General features: G+C 66.1%; 25 protein-coding genes. All 25 read left to right on the plus strand.

Annotated elements, in window-relative coordinates; genetic code table 11:
• Positions 1-678 precede the first annotated feature (678 nt).
• Positions 679-1,032 carry a hypothetical protein gene (locus AC5Y36_RS21165; RefSeq protein ID WP_500042927.1) on the plus strand — a complete coding sequence of 118 codons (354 nt, stop codon included), beginning with the start codon at positions 679-681 and terminating at the stop codon, positions 1,030-1,032.
• Positions 1,029-1,934, plus strand: coding sequence for a DUF7666 domain-containing protein (locus AC5Y36_RS21170; protein WP_500042928.1), 906 nt, complete (start codon positions 1,029-1,031; stop codon positions 1,932-1,934). The genes AC5Y36_RS21165 and AC5Y36_RS21170 overlap by 4 nt, the downstream gene beginning before the upstream one ends.
• Complete coding sequence (locus AC5Y36_RS21175; RefSeq protein WP_500042929.1) at positions 1,931-2,236, plus strand: hypothetical protein; 306 nt, start codon at positions 1,931-1,933, stop codon at positions 2,234-2,236. Before AC5Y36_RS21170 ends, AC5Y36_RS21175 begins: the two co-directional genes overlap by 4 nt.
• The gene (locus AC5Y36_RS21180) at positions 2,236-2,379 is read left to right on the plus strand and encodes a hypothetical protein (protein WP_500042930.1); all 144 of its coding nucleotides are present in this window, start codon (positions 2,236-2,238) and stop codon (positions 2,377-2,379) included. The genes AC5Y36_RS21175 and AC5Y36_RS21180 overlap by 1 nt, the downstream gene beginning before the upstream one ends.
• A complete protein-coding gene (locus AC5Y36_RS21185) occupies positions 2,376-2,603 on the plus strand; it encodes a hypothetical protein (RefSeq protein WP_500042931.1) in 228 nt (75 codons plus the stop codon). Before AC5Y36_RS21180 ends, AC5Y36_RS21185 begins: the two co-directional genes overlap by 4 nt.
• Positions 2,600-2,983, plus strand: coding sequence for a DUF7694 domain-containing protein (locus tag AC5Y36_RS21190; RefSeq protein WP_500042932.1), 384 nt, complete (start codon positions 2,600-2,602; stop codon positions 2,981-2,983). The genes AC5Y36_RS21185 and AC5Y36_RS21190 overlap by 4 nt, the downstream gene beginning before the upstream one ends.
• A gap of 85 nt (positions 2,984-3,068) precedes the next feature.
• Positions 3,069-3,440 carry a DUF7368 family protein gene (locus AC5Y36_RS21195; RefSeq protein ID WP_500042933.1) on the plus strand — a complete coding sequence of 124 codons (372 nt, stop codon included), beginning with the start codon at positions 3,069-3,071 and terminating at the stop codon, positions 3,438-3,440.
• Entirely contained in the window at positions 3,437-3,586 is a 150-nt protein-coding gene (locus tag AC5Y36_RS21200) for a hypothetical protein (RefSeq protein ID WP_500042934.1), read from the plus strand. Before AC5Y36_RS21195 ends, AC5Y36_RS21200 begins: the two co-directional genes overlap by 4 nt.
• Positions 3,583-4,479 carry a YqaJ viral recombinase family protein gene (locus tag AC5Y36_RS21205; RefSeq protein ID WP_500042935.1) on the plus strand — a complete coding sequence of 299 codons (897 nt, stop codon included), beginning with the start codon at positions 3,583-3,585 and terminating at the stop codon, positions 4,477-4,479. Before AC5Y36_RS21200 ends, AC5Y36_RS21205 begins: the two co-directional genes overlap by 4 nt.
• On the plus strand, positions 4,476-5,453 hold the full coding sequence (locus AC5Y36_RS21210) for a hypothetical protein (RefSeq protein ID WP_500042936.1): 978 nt from the start codon (positions 4,476-4,478) through the stop codon (positions 5,451-5,453). The genes AC5Y36_RS21205 and AC5Y36_RS21210 overlap by 4 nt, the downstream gene beginning before the upstream one ends.
• 7 nt (positions 5,454-5,460) lie before the next feature.
• On the plus strand, positions 5,461-5,883 hold the full coding sequence (locus tag AC5Y36_RS21215) for a DUF7171 family protein (protein ID WP_500042937.1): 423 nt from the start codon (positions 5,461-5,463) through the stop codon (positions 5,881-5,883).
• Positions 5,880-6,053 (plus strand): hypothetical protein, encoded by a 174-nt coding sequence (locus AC5Y36_RS21220; protein WP_500042938.1) that lies wholly within the window; start codon positions 5,880-5,882, stop codon positions 6,051-6,053. Before AC5Y36_RS21215 ends, AC5Y36_RS21220 begins: the two co-directional genes overlap by 4 nt.
• Positions 6,050-6,340, plus strand: a complete 291-nt coding sequence (locus AC5Y36_RS21225) for a hypothetical protein (protein WP_500042939.1) — start codon at positions 6,050-6,052, stop codon at positions 6,338-6,340. The genes AC5Y36_RS21220 and AC5Y36_RS21225 overlap by 4 nt, the downstream gene beginning before the upstream one ends.
• Positions 6,337-6,561, plus strand: coding sequence for a hypothetical protein (locus AC5Y36_RS21230; protein ID WP_500042940.1), 225 nt, complete (start codon positions 6,337-6,339; stop codon positions 6,559-6,561). Before AC5Y36_RS21225 ends, AC5Y36_RS21230 begins: the two co-directional genes overlap by 4 nt.
• A gap of 399 nt (positions 6,562-6,960) precedes the next feature.
• Entirely contained in the window at positions 6,961-7,380 is a 420-nt protein-coding gene (locus AC5Y36_RS21235) for a hypothetical protein (protein WP_500042941.1), read from the plus strand.
• A gap of 443 nt (positions 7,381-7,823) precedes the next feature.
• Positions 7,824-8,447, plus strand: a complete 624-nt coding sequence (locus AC5Y36_RS21240; protein WP_500042942.1) for an HNH endonuclease — start codon at positions 7,824-7,826, stop codon at positions 8,445-8,447.
• A complete protein-coding gene (locus AC5Y36_RS21245) occupies positions 8,440-9,345 on the plus strand; it encodes a hypothetical protein (RefSeq protein ID WP_500042943.1) in 906 nt (301 codons plus the stop codon). Before AC5Y36_RS21240 ends, AC5Y36_RS21245 begins: the two co-directional genes overlap by 8 nt.
• The gene (locus AC5Y36_RS21250; RefSeq protein ID WP_500042944.1) at positions 9,338-9,667 is read left to right on the plus strand and encodes a hypothetical protein; all 330 of its coding nucleotides are present in this window, start codon (positions 9,338-9,340) and stop codon (positions 9,665-9,667) included. Before AC5Y36_RS21245 ends, AC5Y36_RS21250 begins: the two co-directional genes overlap by 8 nt.
• Positions 9,660-9,929, plus strand: a complete 270-nt coding sequence (locus AC5Y36_RS21255; RefSeq protein ID WP_500042945.1) for a hypothetical protein — start codon at positions 9,660-9,662, stop codon at positions 9,927-9,929. The genes AC5Y36_RS21250 and AC5Y36_RS21255 overlap by 8 nt, the downstream gene beginning before the upstream one ends.
• The gene (locus AC5Y36_RS21260; protein WP_500042946.1) at positions 9,926-10,225 is read left to right on the plus strand and encodes a hypothetical protein; all 300 of its coding nucleotides are present in this window, start codon (positions 9,926-9,928) and stop codon (positions 10,223-10,225) included. The genes AC5Y36_RS21255 and AC5Y36_RS21260 overlap by 4 nt, the downstream gene beginning before the upstream one ends.
• Entirely contained in the window at positions 10,198-10,806 is a 609-nt protein-coding gene (locus AC5Y36_RS21265) for a crossover junction endodeoxyribonuclease RuvC (protein WP_500042947.1), read from the plus strand. Before AC5Y36_RS21260 ends, AC5Y36_RS21265 begins: the two co-directional genes overlap by 28 nt.
• Positions 10,803-11,555, plus strand: coding sequence for a DUF7341 domain-containing protein (locus AC5Y36_RS21270; RefSeq protein ID WP_500042948.1), 753 nt, complete (start codon positions 10,803-10,805; stop codon positions 11,553-11,555). The genes AC5Y36_RS21265 and AC5Y36_RS21270 overlap by 4 nt, the downstream gene beginning before the upstream one ends.
• A gap of 956 nt (positions 11,556-12,511) precedes the next feature.
• Positions 12,512-12,889, plus strand: a complete 378-nt coding sequence (locus AC5Y36_RS21275) for a hypothetical protein (RefSeq protein WP_500042949.1) — start codon at positions 12,512-12,514, stop codon at positions 12,887-12,889.
• Complete coding sequence (locus AC5Y36_RS21280; protein WP_500042950.1) at positions 12,886-13,164, plus strand: hypothetical protein; 279 nt, start codon at positions 12,886-12,888, stop codon at positions 13,162-13,164. The genes AC5Y36_RS21275 and AC5Y36_RS21280 overlap by 4 nt, the downstream gene beginning before the upstream one ends.
• Positions 13,165-15,000: a hypothetical protein gene (locus AC5Y36_RS21285; protein ID WP_500042951.1), complete on the plus strand. Its 1,836-nt coding sequence runs from the start codon at positions 13,165-13,167 to the stop codon at positions 14,998-15,000.
• The last annotated feature ends 2 nt before the right edge of the window (positions 15,001-15,002 follow it).

The raw sequence follows: 15,002 nt of genomic DNA on the forward strand, positions 1-15,002 counted from the left end.
GCCATCGGCAAGATCGACCAGCTGCGCGCGCAGAACGAACGCCTCACCCGCGCCCTGGCCACGCTCAACTCCGACTACGCCGACCTGAAAGCCGACTTCGAGCAGCAGGGCGCCGAGCTGGCCGCCGTGAACGCGAAGTACTTCACGCTGGAAAGCCGGTCGACGCTGTGAAGCTCTGGGCCGAGCTCAAGCAAGCCTTCATCGAGGTCGCCAACTTGCTGCTTCGCAACGAGTGGCCGGCTAATCCGTTCGCTGATCCCTGTGAGGGGTGGGATCGGCCTGTCACGTCCGCGGCCCTGGCCTCCGCGGACCGGCCGTCACCGGACGTCGAGCCTGCCCCCCGGGCTCCGTCCGGTGACGGCCACCCCTACACGTCTGCGCGGTCTGAGCTTCGGGCTCACAGCTGCGTAGACCGGCCCGCGCCGGATGGCCCAAACACTGCCAGCGGCAATGGCACGCCGCAAAGCCCCGGCGCGGGCCACCCCGACGAGCCGCCGTTGACCGGCCTCGAGCTCGTCGCGGTCCGTGAACTCCTCACCGAACGCTTCCCCGCTTTGGCTGCGAAGTTCGCCGACGAACGCCTCGCCGCCCGCATCACGAACCCCCGCAAGAAATAGGCCGCCCCGGGATCAGTCCGGGACGGCCAACCCATCGAGAAGAACAGGAGTGAACCACTCGATGAGCATTACAACGGTAACCCAGGTCTTCGGACCAGAAGAGGCGCAACGCCTCCGGGAGATCGCGAAGAACTTCGACCGCGAACCCGTCGGCGACGGCTACCTGTGGGAGTTCGGCACCAGTCTCGGCGGCCGGGCGAAGATCACCTGCCGCCGCTCCGAGTCCGGGATTCCGGTCGTGATCGCCTACGAGGACACCACCTACGACTACATGCGCGAGTGCGAGACCATCGAGTGGGTCGTGCTAAGCATCGCCCGGACGAACATGCCAGCCCTGCGGTTCCGCACTGAGCGCGAGGCGTTGGCGTGGCTGGAATTCATCGCCGACGCGCACACCGGCGCGGTGACCGCATGACCGACACCATCACCGTCCACAACCAGGACGAATACGACGCCGCCCACGCCCAGCAAGTTGAGCGCGGCATCGACGAGGTCCGCATCGTCATCGAGGCGACGGACGGCGTCTGGATCCGCATCCCCAACGGTGGCCGGGCGGCCGTGAACGACGGTGGCCGGGCGGACGTGAACCGCGGTGGCTGGGCGGACGTGAACGACGGTGGCTGGGCGGACGTGAACGACGGTGGCCGGGCGGACGTGAACCGCGGTGGCTGGGCGGACGTGAACGACGGTGGCCGGGCGGCCGTGAACGACGGTGGCCGGGCGGACGTGAACGACGGTGGCTGGGCGGACGTGAACCGCGGTGGCCGGGCGGACGTGAACCGCGGTGGCTGGGCGGACGTGAACCGCGGTGGCCGGGCGGACGTGAACGCGACCGGCGTTGCCCACCTCCGAGCGGGCGCCAGCGCGAACGCTGGCCCCTACACCGTGGTGTTCCTCCACTCGCAGCAAGTCACCCTCGACGCCAAGGGACACGTCGTTGACCTCACCACAATCGACCTCAACGACCCGGCAACCTGGTGCGAGTTCCACGGCGTCGAGGTCGTCGATGGGATCGCCTACGTGTACAAGGCGGTCGACGACGATTGGAAGTCGAGCTACGGCACCGGCTACGAACCGGGGTCGACACCGGAAGCGCCTGACTGGGAGCCGACCAAGGCGTGCGGTCAGGGCTTGCACTTCAGCGCGCGCCCGTCGTTGGCGCTGCGGTACATGGCTGATGCGAAGAAGTTCGTGAGGTGCGGTGTGCGCCTGGACGAAATGGTCACCCTTGACGACAAGATCAAGGCCAAGCGGGTCGTGGAGGCGTGCGTCGAGGTCGACTTCTACGGCGACATCGTTGAGGCGGTGTCGGCATGATCCACCGCTCCGTGCACCGGCGTACCGGGCGCCGCGTCCTTGGCGCCGCTGCGGCGTTCCTCATCCTGCTGGGTGTCGGGTGCGCGTGGGCTGGCCGGGCAGCCGCTGACCCCGCAGCCGTCGATGTGTGCGGTGTCCTGGCCGAAAACCCGAACAGCACCGGCCTGGCGGCTGTCGAGGCCATGTACGTGACGAGCGGTCTCGATGAGGAGTCCGCCGGCCGTGCAGCCGGGACAGTGATCCGCGCGGTGTGTCCGCAGCACATCGGGTGGATCACCGATCTGATGGGGGTGTCGGCGTGATGCGTCTACGTCGCCGCAAACCCGTACCTGTTGTGCGGCCGGTGCTTCCGGTGTTCGACGCGGCGCTGAGTGTGGACGTCCAGGCCCGTATCGGCGCCGGGTTGGATGCGGCGCTAACCGACTTCAAGGCGGTGCTCGCATGATCCCGGCGCGTCTGCTGGCCGACATCGATCAGGACAAGGCGATGGCCGACGCCAACCTCACCCAGATCGTGACCGAAGTCGCCAAATTCGGTGACGGTGACCCGGCTCAGGTGCTGGCGACTGTGCTCACGTCCATGATCGCGTTGAATTTGGCGTCGCATCGGCATTTGGAGTTGTTGGCTGCGGCGGCGATCGTACGACTCGCGCAGGCGGTGACGCCGTGACCGCACCCGCCATCCCGACCACGGTCGATGCTCTGCGAGTCCGTAAGCGATTAGGCCGCGACCACTACTTCGCTCCCGAGAAGTTCGGCCCCGACGGCTGGTATCTGCGGGGTGTCAACGGGACCACATCGGTGATCGTCTTGGTCGCGGAATTCGATGGTGCTGAATGGATTCACGCGTCGATCGCTGACACCACCGAGATGCCGTCCTATGACGACCTGAAGCTGTTGCATCACGCGGTGTTCGGCAGCAGGTACGCGTATCAGGTGTTCGCGCCACCGTCCCGGCATGTGAACATTCACCGGAACGCCTTGCACCTGTGGGGGCGAGTCGACGGCCAGAACACGCTTCCTGACTTCGCGGTTGGGGGGTCCATATGATCCGGGAGACGGTGGTTCCGGTCTTTTGGCTGCTGCTGGCCAGCGTCATCATCGGCGCCGCCCTAGCCGGGCAGGCGGTCATCTGATGGCACGCCCACCCGACCTCAACGCCGTCAACTGCCCCGGCTGCGGACGCTGGATCTCCACCAACAAAGGCAAATTCAGGCGCCACGCCGACGACTCGATTCTCCGCGAATGCCCCATGTCCGGACAGTCAACACCAGACAGCGAACTCGCCGCCCAACTCGTCACCTCGGCCCGCATCGCCTTGAACCTGGCCGAGCAGATCCGCGACGAAGACACCGGCTGGATATGGCGCTACCTCAGCAGTATCGCCATCGACGAGCTCCGCACCCTCGCGTTCGTCGCGCTGGCAGCGATCACCCCCGGACAAACCCTGGAGCAGGCCTACGACTGGGTTTGTTCCCTCCCCGCAGCCCTGGAGGCAACAGCATGACGGCCTACGACTTCGAGTACGGCGAATCCCGCTTCGCCGAGGCCGCCACCCGGGAGTGGCAGCGGGATTGCCGCGAGCACCGCTGGGTGTCCGACGGCCGCGGCGGCGGGTTCTGCGGACGGTGCGGGCAGGTGGCCGACCTGTGACCGCCGTCCAGATTGAGCCCGGTTCGCCTGAGTGGCAGCGCATCATCACACCGTCGAAAGTCGCCGCCATCCTCGGCGTCTCCCGCTGGGAATCGCCATACCGGCTCTGGCATCGCATGAAGGGCATCGTCGGCCCCGAACCGCCCAAGGACATCTTCGACGCGGGCCACGACTTCGAGCCCGCCCTGGCTGCCATGTGGAAGCGCCGCAACCCCGGCTGGCAACTCTCCCCGGGGGAGGTCCAGGTGGTCGCCGACTCCAAATTCGGCTACCCGGCCGCCGCAACCCTGGACCGCCGCGCCCGACGAGGCCGGGCACGCCGCGTAGTGGAGTTCAAAACCGCGCGGCACCTGGAGGAGTGGGGCGACCTGTTCACCGACGAGGCCCCGGCCGACTACGTGGCACAAGTGCTCGCGCAGATGGCGTTCACCGGCTACACCAAGCACCCCGCGCACCTGCTGGTGCTGGGCCCGTACTTCCAGCCTCACCAGTACGTGATCCCCTACGACGTGTCGGTGGTGGCGACGATCCACCAGCGGTGCAACGAGTTCTGGCACTCCCTCAAAGGTGATGAGCCGCCGATGCTTGACGACTCCGTTGCCACCTATGAGTGCGTGCGGGAGCTGCACCCGGACATCAACGGCGAGACGGTGGAGATTGCCGACGCTGAGTTCGCCTGGCGTGTGTTGCAATTCGCCGTCGACGTCAAAGAGAACGAACGGTGCCTGCGGGAAGCCAAAACGAAGCTGCTCGACTTCATGGGCAACGCGCAGACCGCGATGTGCAACGGGGTGAAGATCGCCGACCGGCGCCCCCACGCCCGCGGCGGTGTCGCCCTCAACCTCGCAACCAAGAACCTCATGGAACTGATCGAACAGGAGAAAACCGCATGACCATCGAACACTCATCCGAGATCGAGATCCTGCCGCCGGCCCGGCCCGCGCACAACGAGGCGCTCGGCCAGCTCATGGCACATGCGCAGGCTATGACTGCGGCCAAGCAGCTCGGTGACGCGCTGGCCGGAACCGACATGGTGCCCGCCGACTACAAGGGCAAGCCGGGCAATGCCGCCGCCGCCATCCTTTACGGCGCCGAGCTCGGGCTGGACCCGATCCAATCGTTGCAACAGATCTTCGTCGTGAAGGGCAAACCCGCCATCTACGCCCGCACCGCGGTGGCATTGGTGAAGCGGGCCGGGGTGATGGTGGTGACCACCGCGTCGTCTGATGAGTCGGTGACGGTGGAGGCCACCGACACTCGCACCGGCCAAACCGAGTCTTCGACGTGGGACATGGCGCGCGCGGAGAAGGCCGGGTACACCAGCAACGCGAAGTACAAGACCGATCCGCAGGCCATGCTGTACGCCAAGGCTGCGATGGAGGTGTGTCGGCGCATCGCCCCGGACGTGTTGCTGGGTATTCCGTATGCGCGCGAGGAACTGGACCTGGAGCAGCAGCCCGCGCCGCGGCGCGTGGCGAGCAGCCGCGGAGTGGAGGGTCTGCGGCAGGCGCTCGGGTCGGCGACCGTGGTCGACCCGGACGACTCTGTCCCGGTCGCCTCAGAATCTCGTCCAGAACCGGAAACGTCGCAGGTCAGCGACACCGCCCAGGTGGACGAATCCGACGACCCCAACACCCAGACCGATCCGGCCATCACCCGGCCGCAGCTCCAGAAGCTATCCATTCTGCGGCAGCGGGAGAAGTACGACGACACCGACGAAGGCCGCGCGGACTGGTTCCAGTGGGTCCAGCTCAACATCGGCCGACTGGTGTCCACCAACAAGGATCTGACCAAAGCTGAGGCGTCCGTGCTGATCGACGTCTTGGAGTCCGCCGAAAACACCACCACCGCAACAGAACAGGAGTGACACCAGCATGGCCCTCATCACCGACAAGCCCGACGGTTTGCACAGCGGCAACGACTTGGACTACATCGAAGACCCCGACGAAGTACTCACCGTGCCCGACGCCTACCTCGCTTTCGGATCCACACCATGCGCCTACAACCAACCGCCCGTGATCGGCGAGAAACGCACCTACATCGTGCGGGTGGAGTGCACCGGGCAGACGGAGTCTGTGCGGGCCGACGGCGAACACCGCTACGGCCGCAAACTCACCATTCTGTGGGCGGTGCAGGAGGGAAAGCCGAAGCCGCCGGACCCGGATGAGGAACAGCCTTCACTGTTCGGCGACGAAGACGACGAGGACGGCGACGAGCCCCAGGACGACGAGGCCGAGCCCGAGCCGGACAACGACAGCGACCACGGGCGCCCACCATTCTCGGACGGCGAGCAATGACCGCAGACCCGGACGTGCTCGGGTTCCTGTGCCAGTGCGAGGCGTGCGGGCAACGCGTGTTGACCCGCACCCTCCACCACACCAGCTACACGTGCCGGGGCTGCCGGACCGGCTGGGGGGACGTCGATATCGCCCAAGCCGAACCAGACCTCAACAAGGTCCGCGGATGACCGTCGCCATCTTCAACCAACGCACCGGTCAACACGTCGGCACCTTCAACGACTACGTCCAGGCCGCCGAATACCGCCGCGAAGTGCTTCGCCCTACCCTCCAACCGGGCGCACACTGCCACTTCGCGATCCGTGAGGACTGCCCCGAACGCACCACAGCGGACGCCGAATTCCTGCATTTCTGCCGGCAGACCGACCTCGACATCGCCGAGCTGTTACGGCTCAGCGACAAGCCCGAGCAACTGGAGATGTTCGGCGTACTCGAAGTGTTGGGGATCGCATCGTGAGCCACTGCGCGACCGCACTCAACGAACTCACCGTCGGACAACACGTCGGCGTCGTCTGCGGCCTCGGCGACGTGCAGCCCGGCGTCATCATCGACATCACCCGCGTCAAGGCCGTCGTCGCCTTCGACCGATCCGAACGCGTCGGATTCTTCCGCCCCTACGAACTACTGATCGACCCAACACAACCCGTGCAGGAAGCACTGTTCGGAGTCACACCGTGACACGCGACGCACCTGGGAACCACCCTGGCCAGCCGACGCCACACCCGGCGAACGCGGCGGAATCGCTTCCTGCCGCGCCCAGGACGCCGTGAAACACGTCTGCGAGGTCTGCGGCCGCGAAGGCAGCCGACGCTACATCCAAACGGAAACAGGCTGGCGCTGCGCACCATCCGCAACGAAGTGCCCCGGCAACAAGCCGATTGAGCAGACACCACCTGCACCAGCCGCTGATGCTGGTTCGTCGGCGGCGGCCGTTGCCGTCACACCGAAAGACGGCGTCACCGCCGCCTGCACCGACTGCAAACGAACCTGGACCCTAACCGGCCGCGTCCTCCGCATGAGCGTCGACACACACGAAGTCAGAACCGGACACATCGTCGACTACCACGAGGAGACACCGTGAGCGACATCGTTGAACGGGCACGGAAGGCGTTGGAAGGCAACTGTGGTCCGGCAGCCCGCATGGTCCGGGATCTCCTGGCCGAGGTACGCCGCCGGGGTCAAGAGCGCGACCAGGCGCTCGCCGATCTGGCCGACGCGCAGACAACGGTCCACAAGTTCCAGCAGGAGGTCGGCGTCGACCTGCTTGGACTGCATGACAATTGCGGACCGGATGAAGTAGCCGAGGGGCTGGAGCGGTTGCGGCCCCGACGAATCGAAAACCGCCACGATGTCGCAGAACTCGTAGACCAGTTCGGCCACGAAATCGTCATCGTCGATGCGCTCGGCAACGCCTGGCAGGGCATCTACGACATGGAGGAAGACCGCTTCTTTCCGGCCGCGCTGCTGTGGTCACCGGGGCGGACTGATGTGCGATAACGGACACCCGATCGTCGGGTATTACGGAGGACTTGAGTTCGTGGTGTGCGAGGACGTCCCGCGCGGATTCTGGCCTGTGTCAGGGGAGGACGCATCGACTGATGACCACCCGATACTGCCTGCTGTGCGACGATTCCCCAACGCCGACCACGCGGGCTGTCGCCAGATGATGTACCACGAGGGCGACGAATGGCACCCGTATGAGCCCGCGTCCTGCCGCGACTGGCACTGCAACCGCTGTGGTGCACAAACCAACAGCTATGGCCACCACAGCTGCCCAGACAGGCCAGCGACATGACCGCCGCGATTCCCGAACGCCACGCCCGCTACCTCAGCCGTCCCCGCCAATGCATCGACTGCGGAGGAACACCAGCCGCCGGCATGCCCCGCTGCTCGACATGCCACAAAACGCTTGTGCAGGACCGGAACGAAGGGAGAACGGGGTGACCGTATCGAAACGCCTCAGATTCGAGGTACTGCGCCGAGACAACCACGCCTGCCGATACTGCGGCCGGTCGGCGCCCGACGTCCAACTCACCATCGACCACGTCATACCGACCGCGCTCGGCGGCAGCGACGACCCCACCAACCTGGTCGCCTCGTGCCGAGACTGCAACGGCGGCAAGTCATCGGTGCCGGCCGACGCAGCGATCGTCGCCGACGTAGCCCAGGACGCCGTGCGCTGGGCCGCAGCTATGCGCCAGGCCGCCGAGGAAAGCGCAACGGCGCGCGCAGACGCCGCCGAGATCCACAACGCCTTCCTACGCAAGTGGAACACCTGGACATACGAGTACCGAGGCGAGCGGTTAACCGTCGACCTCCCCACGACCTGGAAGCAGAACGTCGACCAGTTCCTCAACGCCGGCCTAGCCATGGACGATCTGCACGACCTCGTCGACGTGGCAATGGAAGCCCGAGCAGAGGACACCTGGCGCTACTTCTGCGGCTGCTGCTGGAAACGGATCCGGAAGCTGCACGACCGCGCCCAGGAGATCGTCAGCCAGGGCGCCGACACGCTACGGGACATCGCGATCATGGACGAAGCGGAGGCACTGATCGATGGCTAACTCAGCCGGCATGCTCAAGGAATCCATCTGGCGCGACCCGGACTGGCGACGGCTACCGCGAACCGCCCAGGCCACCTACGCGCAGCTGCTCAGCCAGAAAGAGGTCGATCGCGCCGGCATGCTGCCGCTGCAAGTGTCCAAGTGGGCCAAGGGATGCGCCGAGGTCACCGAGGCCGACCTGTGGCACGACCTCAAGCTCCTGGAGGATCGACGGTTCATCTTCGTCGACGAGGACGCGGACGAACTGTTCATCCGGTCGTACATGCGCCACACCGAGGTCACCAAGTACCCGCAGTACCGCAAGGCCGCGATCCGCTGCGCCGGCATGGTCGCCTCGCTGAAACTGCGCCACGAACTGGCCACCGAACTACGGAAGCTGCGTCACGCCGACACCACGAAACTGGCCGACGAGATCGACCCAGGCCCAACCGTTCCCGAACCGTCCGCGAACCCTTCCGAAACCGTTCCCGAACCGTGCCCGAACGGTTCCGAGACCGTGAAGGGTTCGGGCACCGTTCCCGAACCCTCCAGAGTGAGAGAGAGAGTGGGAGTAGTTACGTCCGTAGGTGGTTCAGTTGGGGGGGCGCGTGCGCGCGAGACCAACACCGACCAACTCGCAGCCCCACCAGGCCGCAACGAGCCCCCTCCCCGCTTCTGCCCCGATCACATGCCCGACGGCACGACCGCCAACTGCGGTCGATGCCGCGGCTACCGCGAGCGACGGGAAGCTTGGGACCGCGCACAACCCGACCCTGAGACCGCAGCCGCCGAGATGCGCGCAGCGTTCTGGGCCGAGGTCCGCAACTGCCCCGACTGCGACGACAACGGCCAAGTCGAGCTGACCGACAACTCCGTCGGCAAGTGCCCCAACCACGACTGGGAGACCACCCGTGCCTGAACTGTCTTGCAGCCCCGCCGACTACCCGACCATCGACGCCTACGCCCACGCCATGGCCACCCTGGCCATCGAACTCAACGACGCGGAGATCTTCGCCGTCGGCGGATCAGACCTCGACGGCCACACCGAGACCGAATACGCGATCGAACCCAGCCCCGGCGAAGCCGCCCGCTGCATCGACACCGAGATGGCCGGCCCCATCGAAGACCTGCCGGTCTTCCAGGACGGCGCTCGGGTCATCACCCGCGAAGTCACCTACGGACCGTGGCGGTACGTCACGCCGGACGAGATCGCGGCCGAGGGGGCGAGCTGGGATGCCTGACCGCTACGGAACACCCGACGACGAACTCCCAGCCGACACCTGGCCGGCCGTCCCACCACCCCGCGCCGTCCGCGACCGCGAGCTCGAACAACGCCACGCCGACGCCGAGCTCCGCGCCCAAGCCATCCACGCCTGCCCGCTCTGCGACCCGGACGGCTACCGCAACGGCCACGTCTGCAACCACAACCCGACCCAAGACGAAATCAACGCACGCGGCAGCGCCGCCTGCCGCGCCGCACTCACCAAGGGAGCCAACCAATGACCACATCCGACCGCCCACCGCTCACGCCCGCCGACCACATCGCACACGCCAAGGACGCCCTCGCCAACGGCGCCGACCCGAAATACGCCACCACACACGCCCTCATCGCCATCGCCGAACTCATGGCCACCAACATGACCAACGCCATCATGGAAGCCACCACCGCCGGAGCTGTAGCCGCCACAGAGGCGGTCAGCAGCATCCTCAGCGCGATCAACCCCAGCGCGGCAGCACCACAGCACGATTGCGAGTACGACGACCCCAGCAAGTGCGGCTGGCCGGGACACCGCCGATGATCGTCGCCGGCATCGACCCATCGCTCACCAACACCGGCATCGCCATCCTCCGCAACGGCCAACCCGACCTGCTCACCACCGTCGGTCACGGCGGCCGAGACGGAGCCAACTACGACCACCGCAGCCGCCGAATCGTCTCCCAATGCCGCGCCGTCATGGCCGTGCTGGCCGACCAATGCAACGACCGCAACACCGGCCACGAACCCCGGATGCGCATCGACCTCGCCGTGATCGAGGGGCCCGCATATGGCGCCAACCTCCCCTCGAATCACGACCGCGCCGGCCTCTGGTGGGGCCTCTACAGCGCCCTGCGCGCCAAGCAGATCCCCACCGCTGTCGTTGCACCGAAGACCCGCGCCAAATGGGCCACCGGCAAGGGCACCGCCGACAAACACGACGTCCTCACAGCCGTCCGCACCTGGTGGCCCAACACCCGCATCGCCAACCACGACATCGCAGACGCCGCCGTACTCGCCCTCATGGGCGCACACCACCTCGGCGAACCCATGCCCTTCCAACCCAAACCCCGCCACCAACTCAGCACCGACGTCGTCAGCTGGCCCACAGGAGCCACCGCGTGACCGAAACACACACCCTCACAACCACACTCAACGAACTCCACAACGCCCTACACACACTCATCGACGACCACACCGAATACCGAAACAACACCACATTCCACGCCCCCAGCCACTACGCCACACTCCGCGACGCCGTACACGGCAACCAAGCCAACAACGGCAACGGCGGCGGATCCAAAAGCCGACCACCGTTCTGGACCGACGCCCACGACCTCCTCAACGAAATCGACGCCCAAGTCTTCGAATGGCAACCCCACGACATCCCCGCCATCGAACACGACATCAACACCGCCATGAACTCCCGCCACATCGACTGGAGCGGCGACGACTGGCCACAACCCCAGCAACGCCCTCACCGGTGGGCATGGTCCGCGCTCGCCGAACTTGATCCCGAAACATCAACCCCAACCGAACGCCGGCTACGACTCATCGCCGCGCGGCACTGGCGCCCCCAAGACGAACCCACCATTCAAAAGATCACCAGAACCCTCAACACATGGGCCGCCCGCATCACCGCACTACTCGAACCCGAACACATCAAACACGTCTCCGCGCCCTGCCCGGCCTGCGGAGCAACCACCATCCACCGCAAAGACTCAGCCGGCGAAACCGTCCGACAGCCAGCCCTCCAGCTCATCACCGACCAGGGATGCACCTGCCTCAAATGCCACGCCCACTGGGCACCCCAGTACTACCTGCACCTGTGCCGAGTCCTCGGATTCGAACTACCAGCCGGAATCCTCGAATGAGCGTGTCGCTTGCCCACCAGGCGAAACACTGGCATCCTGTCGGTGCGCGCCTGAAGTGTGCCCAAAGGGCACCCAGGCGCGTTTCGCATTCCCGGAGGTGACCATGGCCGGCGGACGAGAAGCAACACCAGGCGACGCACAAGCCACCGAACGCCTCATGAACTACTGGGCACACGGCGAAGGCGCCACCAAAATCCAATGGGGACACGACGGCGACTTCGACCGCTGCCTCACCCAACTCGGCAAATACGTCAGCCCCAGCATCGTCAAAGGCCTCTGCTCAAACCTGCACCAACGAGCCACAGGCGCACGCCCCGGACACGCACCAGGCGAACACCGATGATCCGCCACGTTCCACCAGCAGGCCCACACCAATGGCGCCACACCACCGCCAAACCCAAAGGCAGCAGACGACCAGCCAACCACCCCACCTGGAACCGCATCAGGTGGGACCTATGACCTGGGGCCAAGGATCAAACATCCCCGCCCGCATTAAAGACCAGGTCAGAAGACGAGACCAAACCTGCCGCCTACACCTCCCAGGCTGCACGCAACAGATCACCGAGTACCACCACCCCAACGGACTCGCAGACCAGAACCAACAGCGCACCCCAGTCCGCTCAGCCACAGAAGTCATCGGCGTCTGCTCAAACTGCCACGCAATCGACACCAGACAACGCCAAGCCAACGGACGCCAACGCGCACGCCAAGCACGCGGCAGCCTCAGCAGACGCTACCGCGACAGGGAACCACACCCGGGCAGCATCCCCGCAGGTCAGGACGGTGCATCGCACACCCGTTCGGGGTAGGGGGTAACCCTCGAACGCATGAGCAAGCCCGGAACGCCTTAGCCACCACGCACCAGCGTGCGGCACCACGCGGAGGGGGCTCGCCGCGACCAGCAGTTTTTCGCCCGGCGAGGTGCCGAGCACTTGACGGTCCAGGAGGCCGAACCCATGTCCGAAACGATCCCGACGAAACGACCGACGGCGCCGCGCGGCCTGGACCGCGCCGGCCGGAAGCTGTGGCGCGACATCGCGGGCAGCGGCAAGTACGAGCTGCGCCCAGACGAACTGCGGATCCTTGCGGACGCGTGTTGCGAGGCCGACCTGATCGACGACCTGGCGGCCGAGGCCAAGGGTGCGCCGAAGATGGTGCGCGGTTCGCATGGCGGGAACGTGATCAATCCGTTGATCACGGAGCTGCGGCAGCATCGGGCCACGCTCAAGGGGTTGTTGACGTCGTTGCAGCTTCCGGATGATGCGACGGGTGAGTCGCCGCGGTCGGTGAGCGCCCGCAAGGCGGCCCAGTCGCGTTGGGGTAAGCCGGCATGACCACCGCGGTGGTCGCACAGACCAAGCAGCGCGCTGAGCAGATCGCACACGAACTCGGGATCGAATGGACAGGTCGCCCGCTGGTATTCGGCGCGCGGTGCGCCCGGTCGTTCGAGGGGCTTGTCGTGGACCGGGTGATCATCGATGCGGACGCCAGGATCGGTGACGATTTCGTGCACACGATCTACTGCGCAGTGCTCAAGACGCGAGGCGCGGGGATCGTCCGGTTTATCCGGTTCGTCAACGTGCGGACTCCGTCCAACCTTCGCGACTAGATGGCTCGCGCCGCGGGTGCCGGGCCTGCGTTCGTCAAGCAACACGACTACCGGCACATCGTCGCCTGGTATCGGGAGACGCTGCCGAAGACGCCGCCGCCACCACCGTCGCCGTGGGAGCCGATTCGGATAGGGCCGACCTGGGACTGGTCACCGGAGCGCGGCTGGAACCTGCCCGAGCATTCGATGGGCTGGGAAATGCTGGGGTGGTGCGGGTACTGGCTGCGCGACGAGCGCGGCCAGGACTGGCAGTTCACCCCGGAGCAGGCCAGGTTCGCGCTCTGGTACGACGCGATCGACGGCGACGGCCGGTTGCTGCACCGCAACGCGGTGTTCCAGCGGTTGAAGGGGCACGGCAAGGACCCGTTCGCGTGCGCGTTGTCGTCGCATCGAGCGTTCGGGCCGACGTTGTTTGACCATTGGGGCCCGGATGGTCAGCCGGTTGGTGTGGATGACAGTTCGGCGTGGGTGCAGATCGTCGCGGTATCGAAGGATCAGACCGCGAACACGATGAAGCGGTTTCCGGTGATGATCTCGCAGGAAGCGCGGGCTCACTACGGTATTCAGATCGGCCGCGAGAGCGTGTGGGGTCTGGGCGATACGCGCCAGATTCAGGCGGCGTCGTCGAACTATCTGGCGATCGAGGGGAACCCGATCTCGCAGGCTATTCGGAACGAGCCGCAGAACTGGAACTCCTCAAACCAGGGGCATGATCTGGCTGGCGCGGTGTCGGGGAACTCGACGAAGCGGGCCGGCGGCGTCGGCCGGGTCCTCGATATCCAGAACGCGTTCCGTCCGGGCGAGGATTCGGTGGCCGAGCGGGTTCGGGATGCATGGGAGTCGACCCAGTCGACGGAGGACCGTGCAGCGACCGCGCTCGGGTTCGGGTTGCTGATGGATTCGTTGGAGGCACCCCCGGAGGCTCCGTTGACCGCGGAGGCTGCTCCGGAGGTGATCGAGGCGGTGCGCGGCGACTCGACGTGGCTGGACATCAAGGCGATCGTCGAGGACATCCTTAACGGCGCGAACACCCCGAGTGAGTCGCGGCGCAAGTGGTACAACCAGATCACCGCATCGGCGGATGCCTGGACGACGCCGCAGGAATTCGACCTGGGCTACCGGGACGAGATGCCCGAGCCAGGCGACGCGGTGCTGATTTTCGGTGATGGTTCAAAGTCGGATGACCACACCGCGGCCGTCGGGGTTCGGATCTCGGACGGTCTGGTGTTCCCGATCGGGGTGTGGGTGCCGCGGAAGGCTCGGGACGGCCAGCGGGAGTTCGCGTTGCCGATCGACCGCGGCGCGGTGGATCACGCGATCCGCGACGCATTGGAACTCTACGACGTGCACGGCCTGTGGTGGGACCCGTCTGATGCCCGCGACGACGACACCGGGGAACGGTACTGGGAGCCATTCTGCGACGGCTGGGCGCGTGACTACTCGATTCAGTTGCGGCGGCTGCCGGCGGTGAAGACCGGTGTGCAGCAGCATCCGGTGATCTGGGATATGCGGAACAGTCAGCACCTCAAGCAGTTCACCGAGGCGTGCGAGCGGACGCTGACCGACATCATCGACCGGGCGCTGTTCCACCGTTTCCCGAAGCCGACCGGTCGACTGGTTGGCGGTCACGGGGTGCGGATGCGTCAGCACGTGCTGAATGCTCGGCGCCGGCCGAACAAGTTCGGGGTGTCCATCGGCAAGGAGCATCGCGAGTCGCGGAAGAAGGTGGACGCCGCGGTGTGCATGATCGGCGCCCGCATGATGTGGCATCAATTCAACGGCGTTCCACACAAGGGACGTGAGCCTGGGCGTGGCCGTGTGGTCACCCTGCAGTAATA

Source organism: Mycobacterium sp. NGS50 (genome assembly GCF_059812545.1).

Coding starts and splice junctions, on each gene's coding strand:
- AC5Y36_RS21165 (WP_500042927.1), top strand. CDS start 679: ATGAGCATTACAACGGTAACCCAGGTCTTCGGACCAGAAGAGGCGCAA.
- AC5Y36_RS21170 (WP_500042928.1), top strand. CDS start 1,029: ATGACCGACACCATCACCGTCCACAACCAGGACGAATACGACGCCGCC.
- AC5Y36_RS21175 (WP_500042929.1), top strand. CDS start 1,931: ATGATCCACCGCTCCGTGCACCGGCGTACCGGGCGCCGCGTCCTTGGC.
- AC5Y36_RS21180 (WP_500042930.1), top strand. CDS start 2,236: ATGCGTCTACGTCGCCGCAAACCCGTACCTGTTGTGCGGCCGGTGCTT.
- AC5Y36_RS21185 (WP_500042931.1), top strand. CDS start 2,376: ATGATCCCGGCGCGTCTGCTGGCCGACATCGATCAGGACAAGGCGATG.
- AC5Y36_RS21195 (WP_500042933.1), top strand. CDS start 3,069: ATGGCACGCCCACCCGACCTCAACGCCGTCAACTGCCCCGGCTGCGGA.
- AC5Y36_RS21200 (WP_500042934.1), top strand. CDS start 3,437: ATGACGGCCTACGACTTCGAGTACGGCGAATCCCGCTTCGCCGAGGCC.
- AC5Y36_RS21210 (WP_500042936.1), top strand. CDS start 4,476: ATGACCATCGAACACTCATCCGAGATCGAGATCCTGCCGCCGGCCCGG.
- AC5Y36_RS21215 (WP_500042937.1), top strand. CDS start 5,461: ATGGCCCTCATCACCGACAAGCCCGACGGTTTGCACAGCGGCAACGAC.
- AC5Y36_RS21220 (WP_500042938.1), top strand. CDS start 5,880: ATGACCGCAGACCCGGACGTGCTCGGGTTCCTGTGCCAGTGCGAGGCG.
- AC5Y36_RS21225 (WP_500042939.1), top strand. CDS start 6,050: ATGACCGTCGCCATCTTCAACCAACGCACCGGTCAACACGTCGGCACC.
- AC5Y36_RS21245 (WP_500042943.1), top strand. CDS start 8,440: ATGGCTAACTCAGCCGGCATGCTCAAGGAATCCATCTGGCGCGACCCG.
- AC5Y36_RS21255 (WP_500042945.1), top strand. CDS start 9,660: ATGCCTGACCGCTACGGAACACCCGACGACGAACTCCCAGCCGACACC.
- AC5Y36_RS21260 (WP_500042946.1), top strand. CDS start 9,926: ATGACCACATCCGACCGCCCACCGCTCACGCCCGCCGACCACATCGCA.
- AC5Y36_RS21275 (WP_500042949.1), top strand. CDS start 12,512: ATGTCCGAAACGATCCCGACGAAACGACCGACGGCGCCGCGCGGCCTG.
- AC5Y36_RS21280 (WP_500042950.1), top strand. CDS start 12,886: ATGACCACCGCGGTGGTCGCACAGACCAAGCAGCGCGCTGAGCAGATC.
- AC5Y36_RS21285 (WP_500042951.1), top strand. CDS start 13,165: ATGGCTCGCGCCGCGGGTGCCGGGCCTGCGTTCGTCAAGCAACACGAC.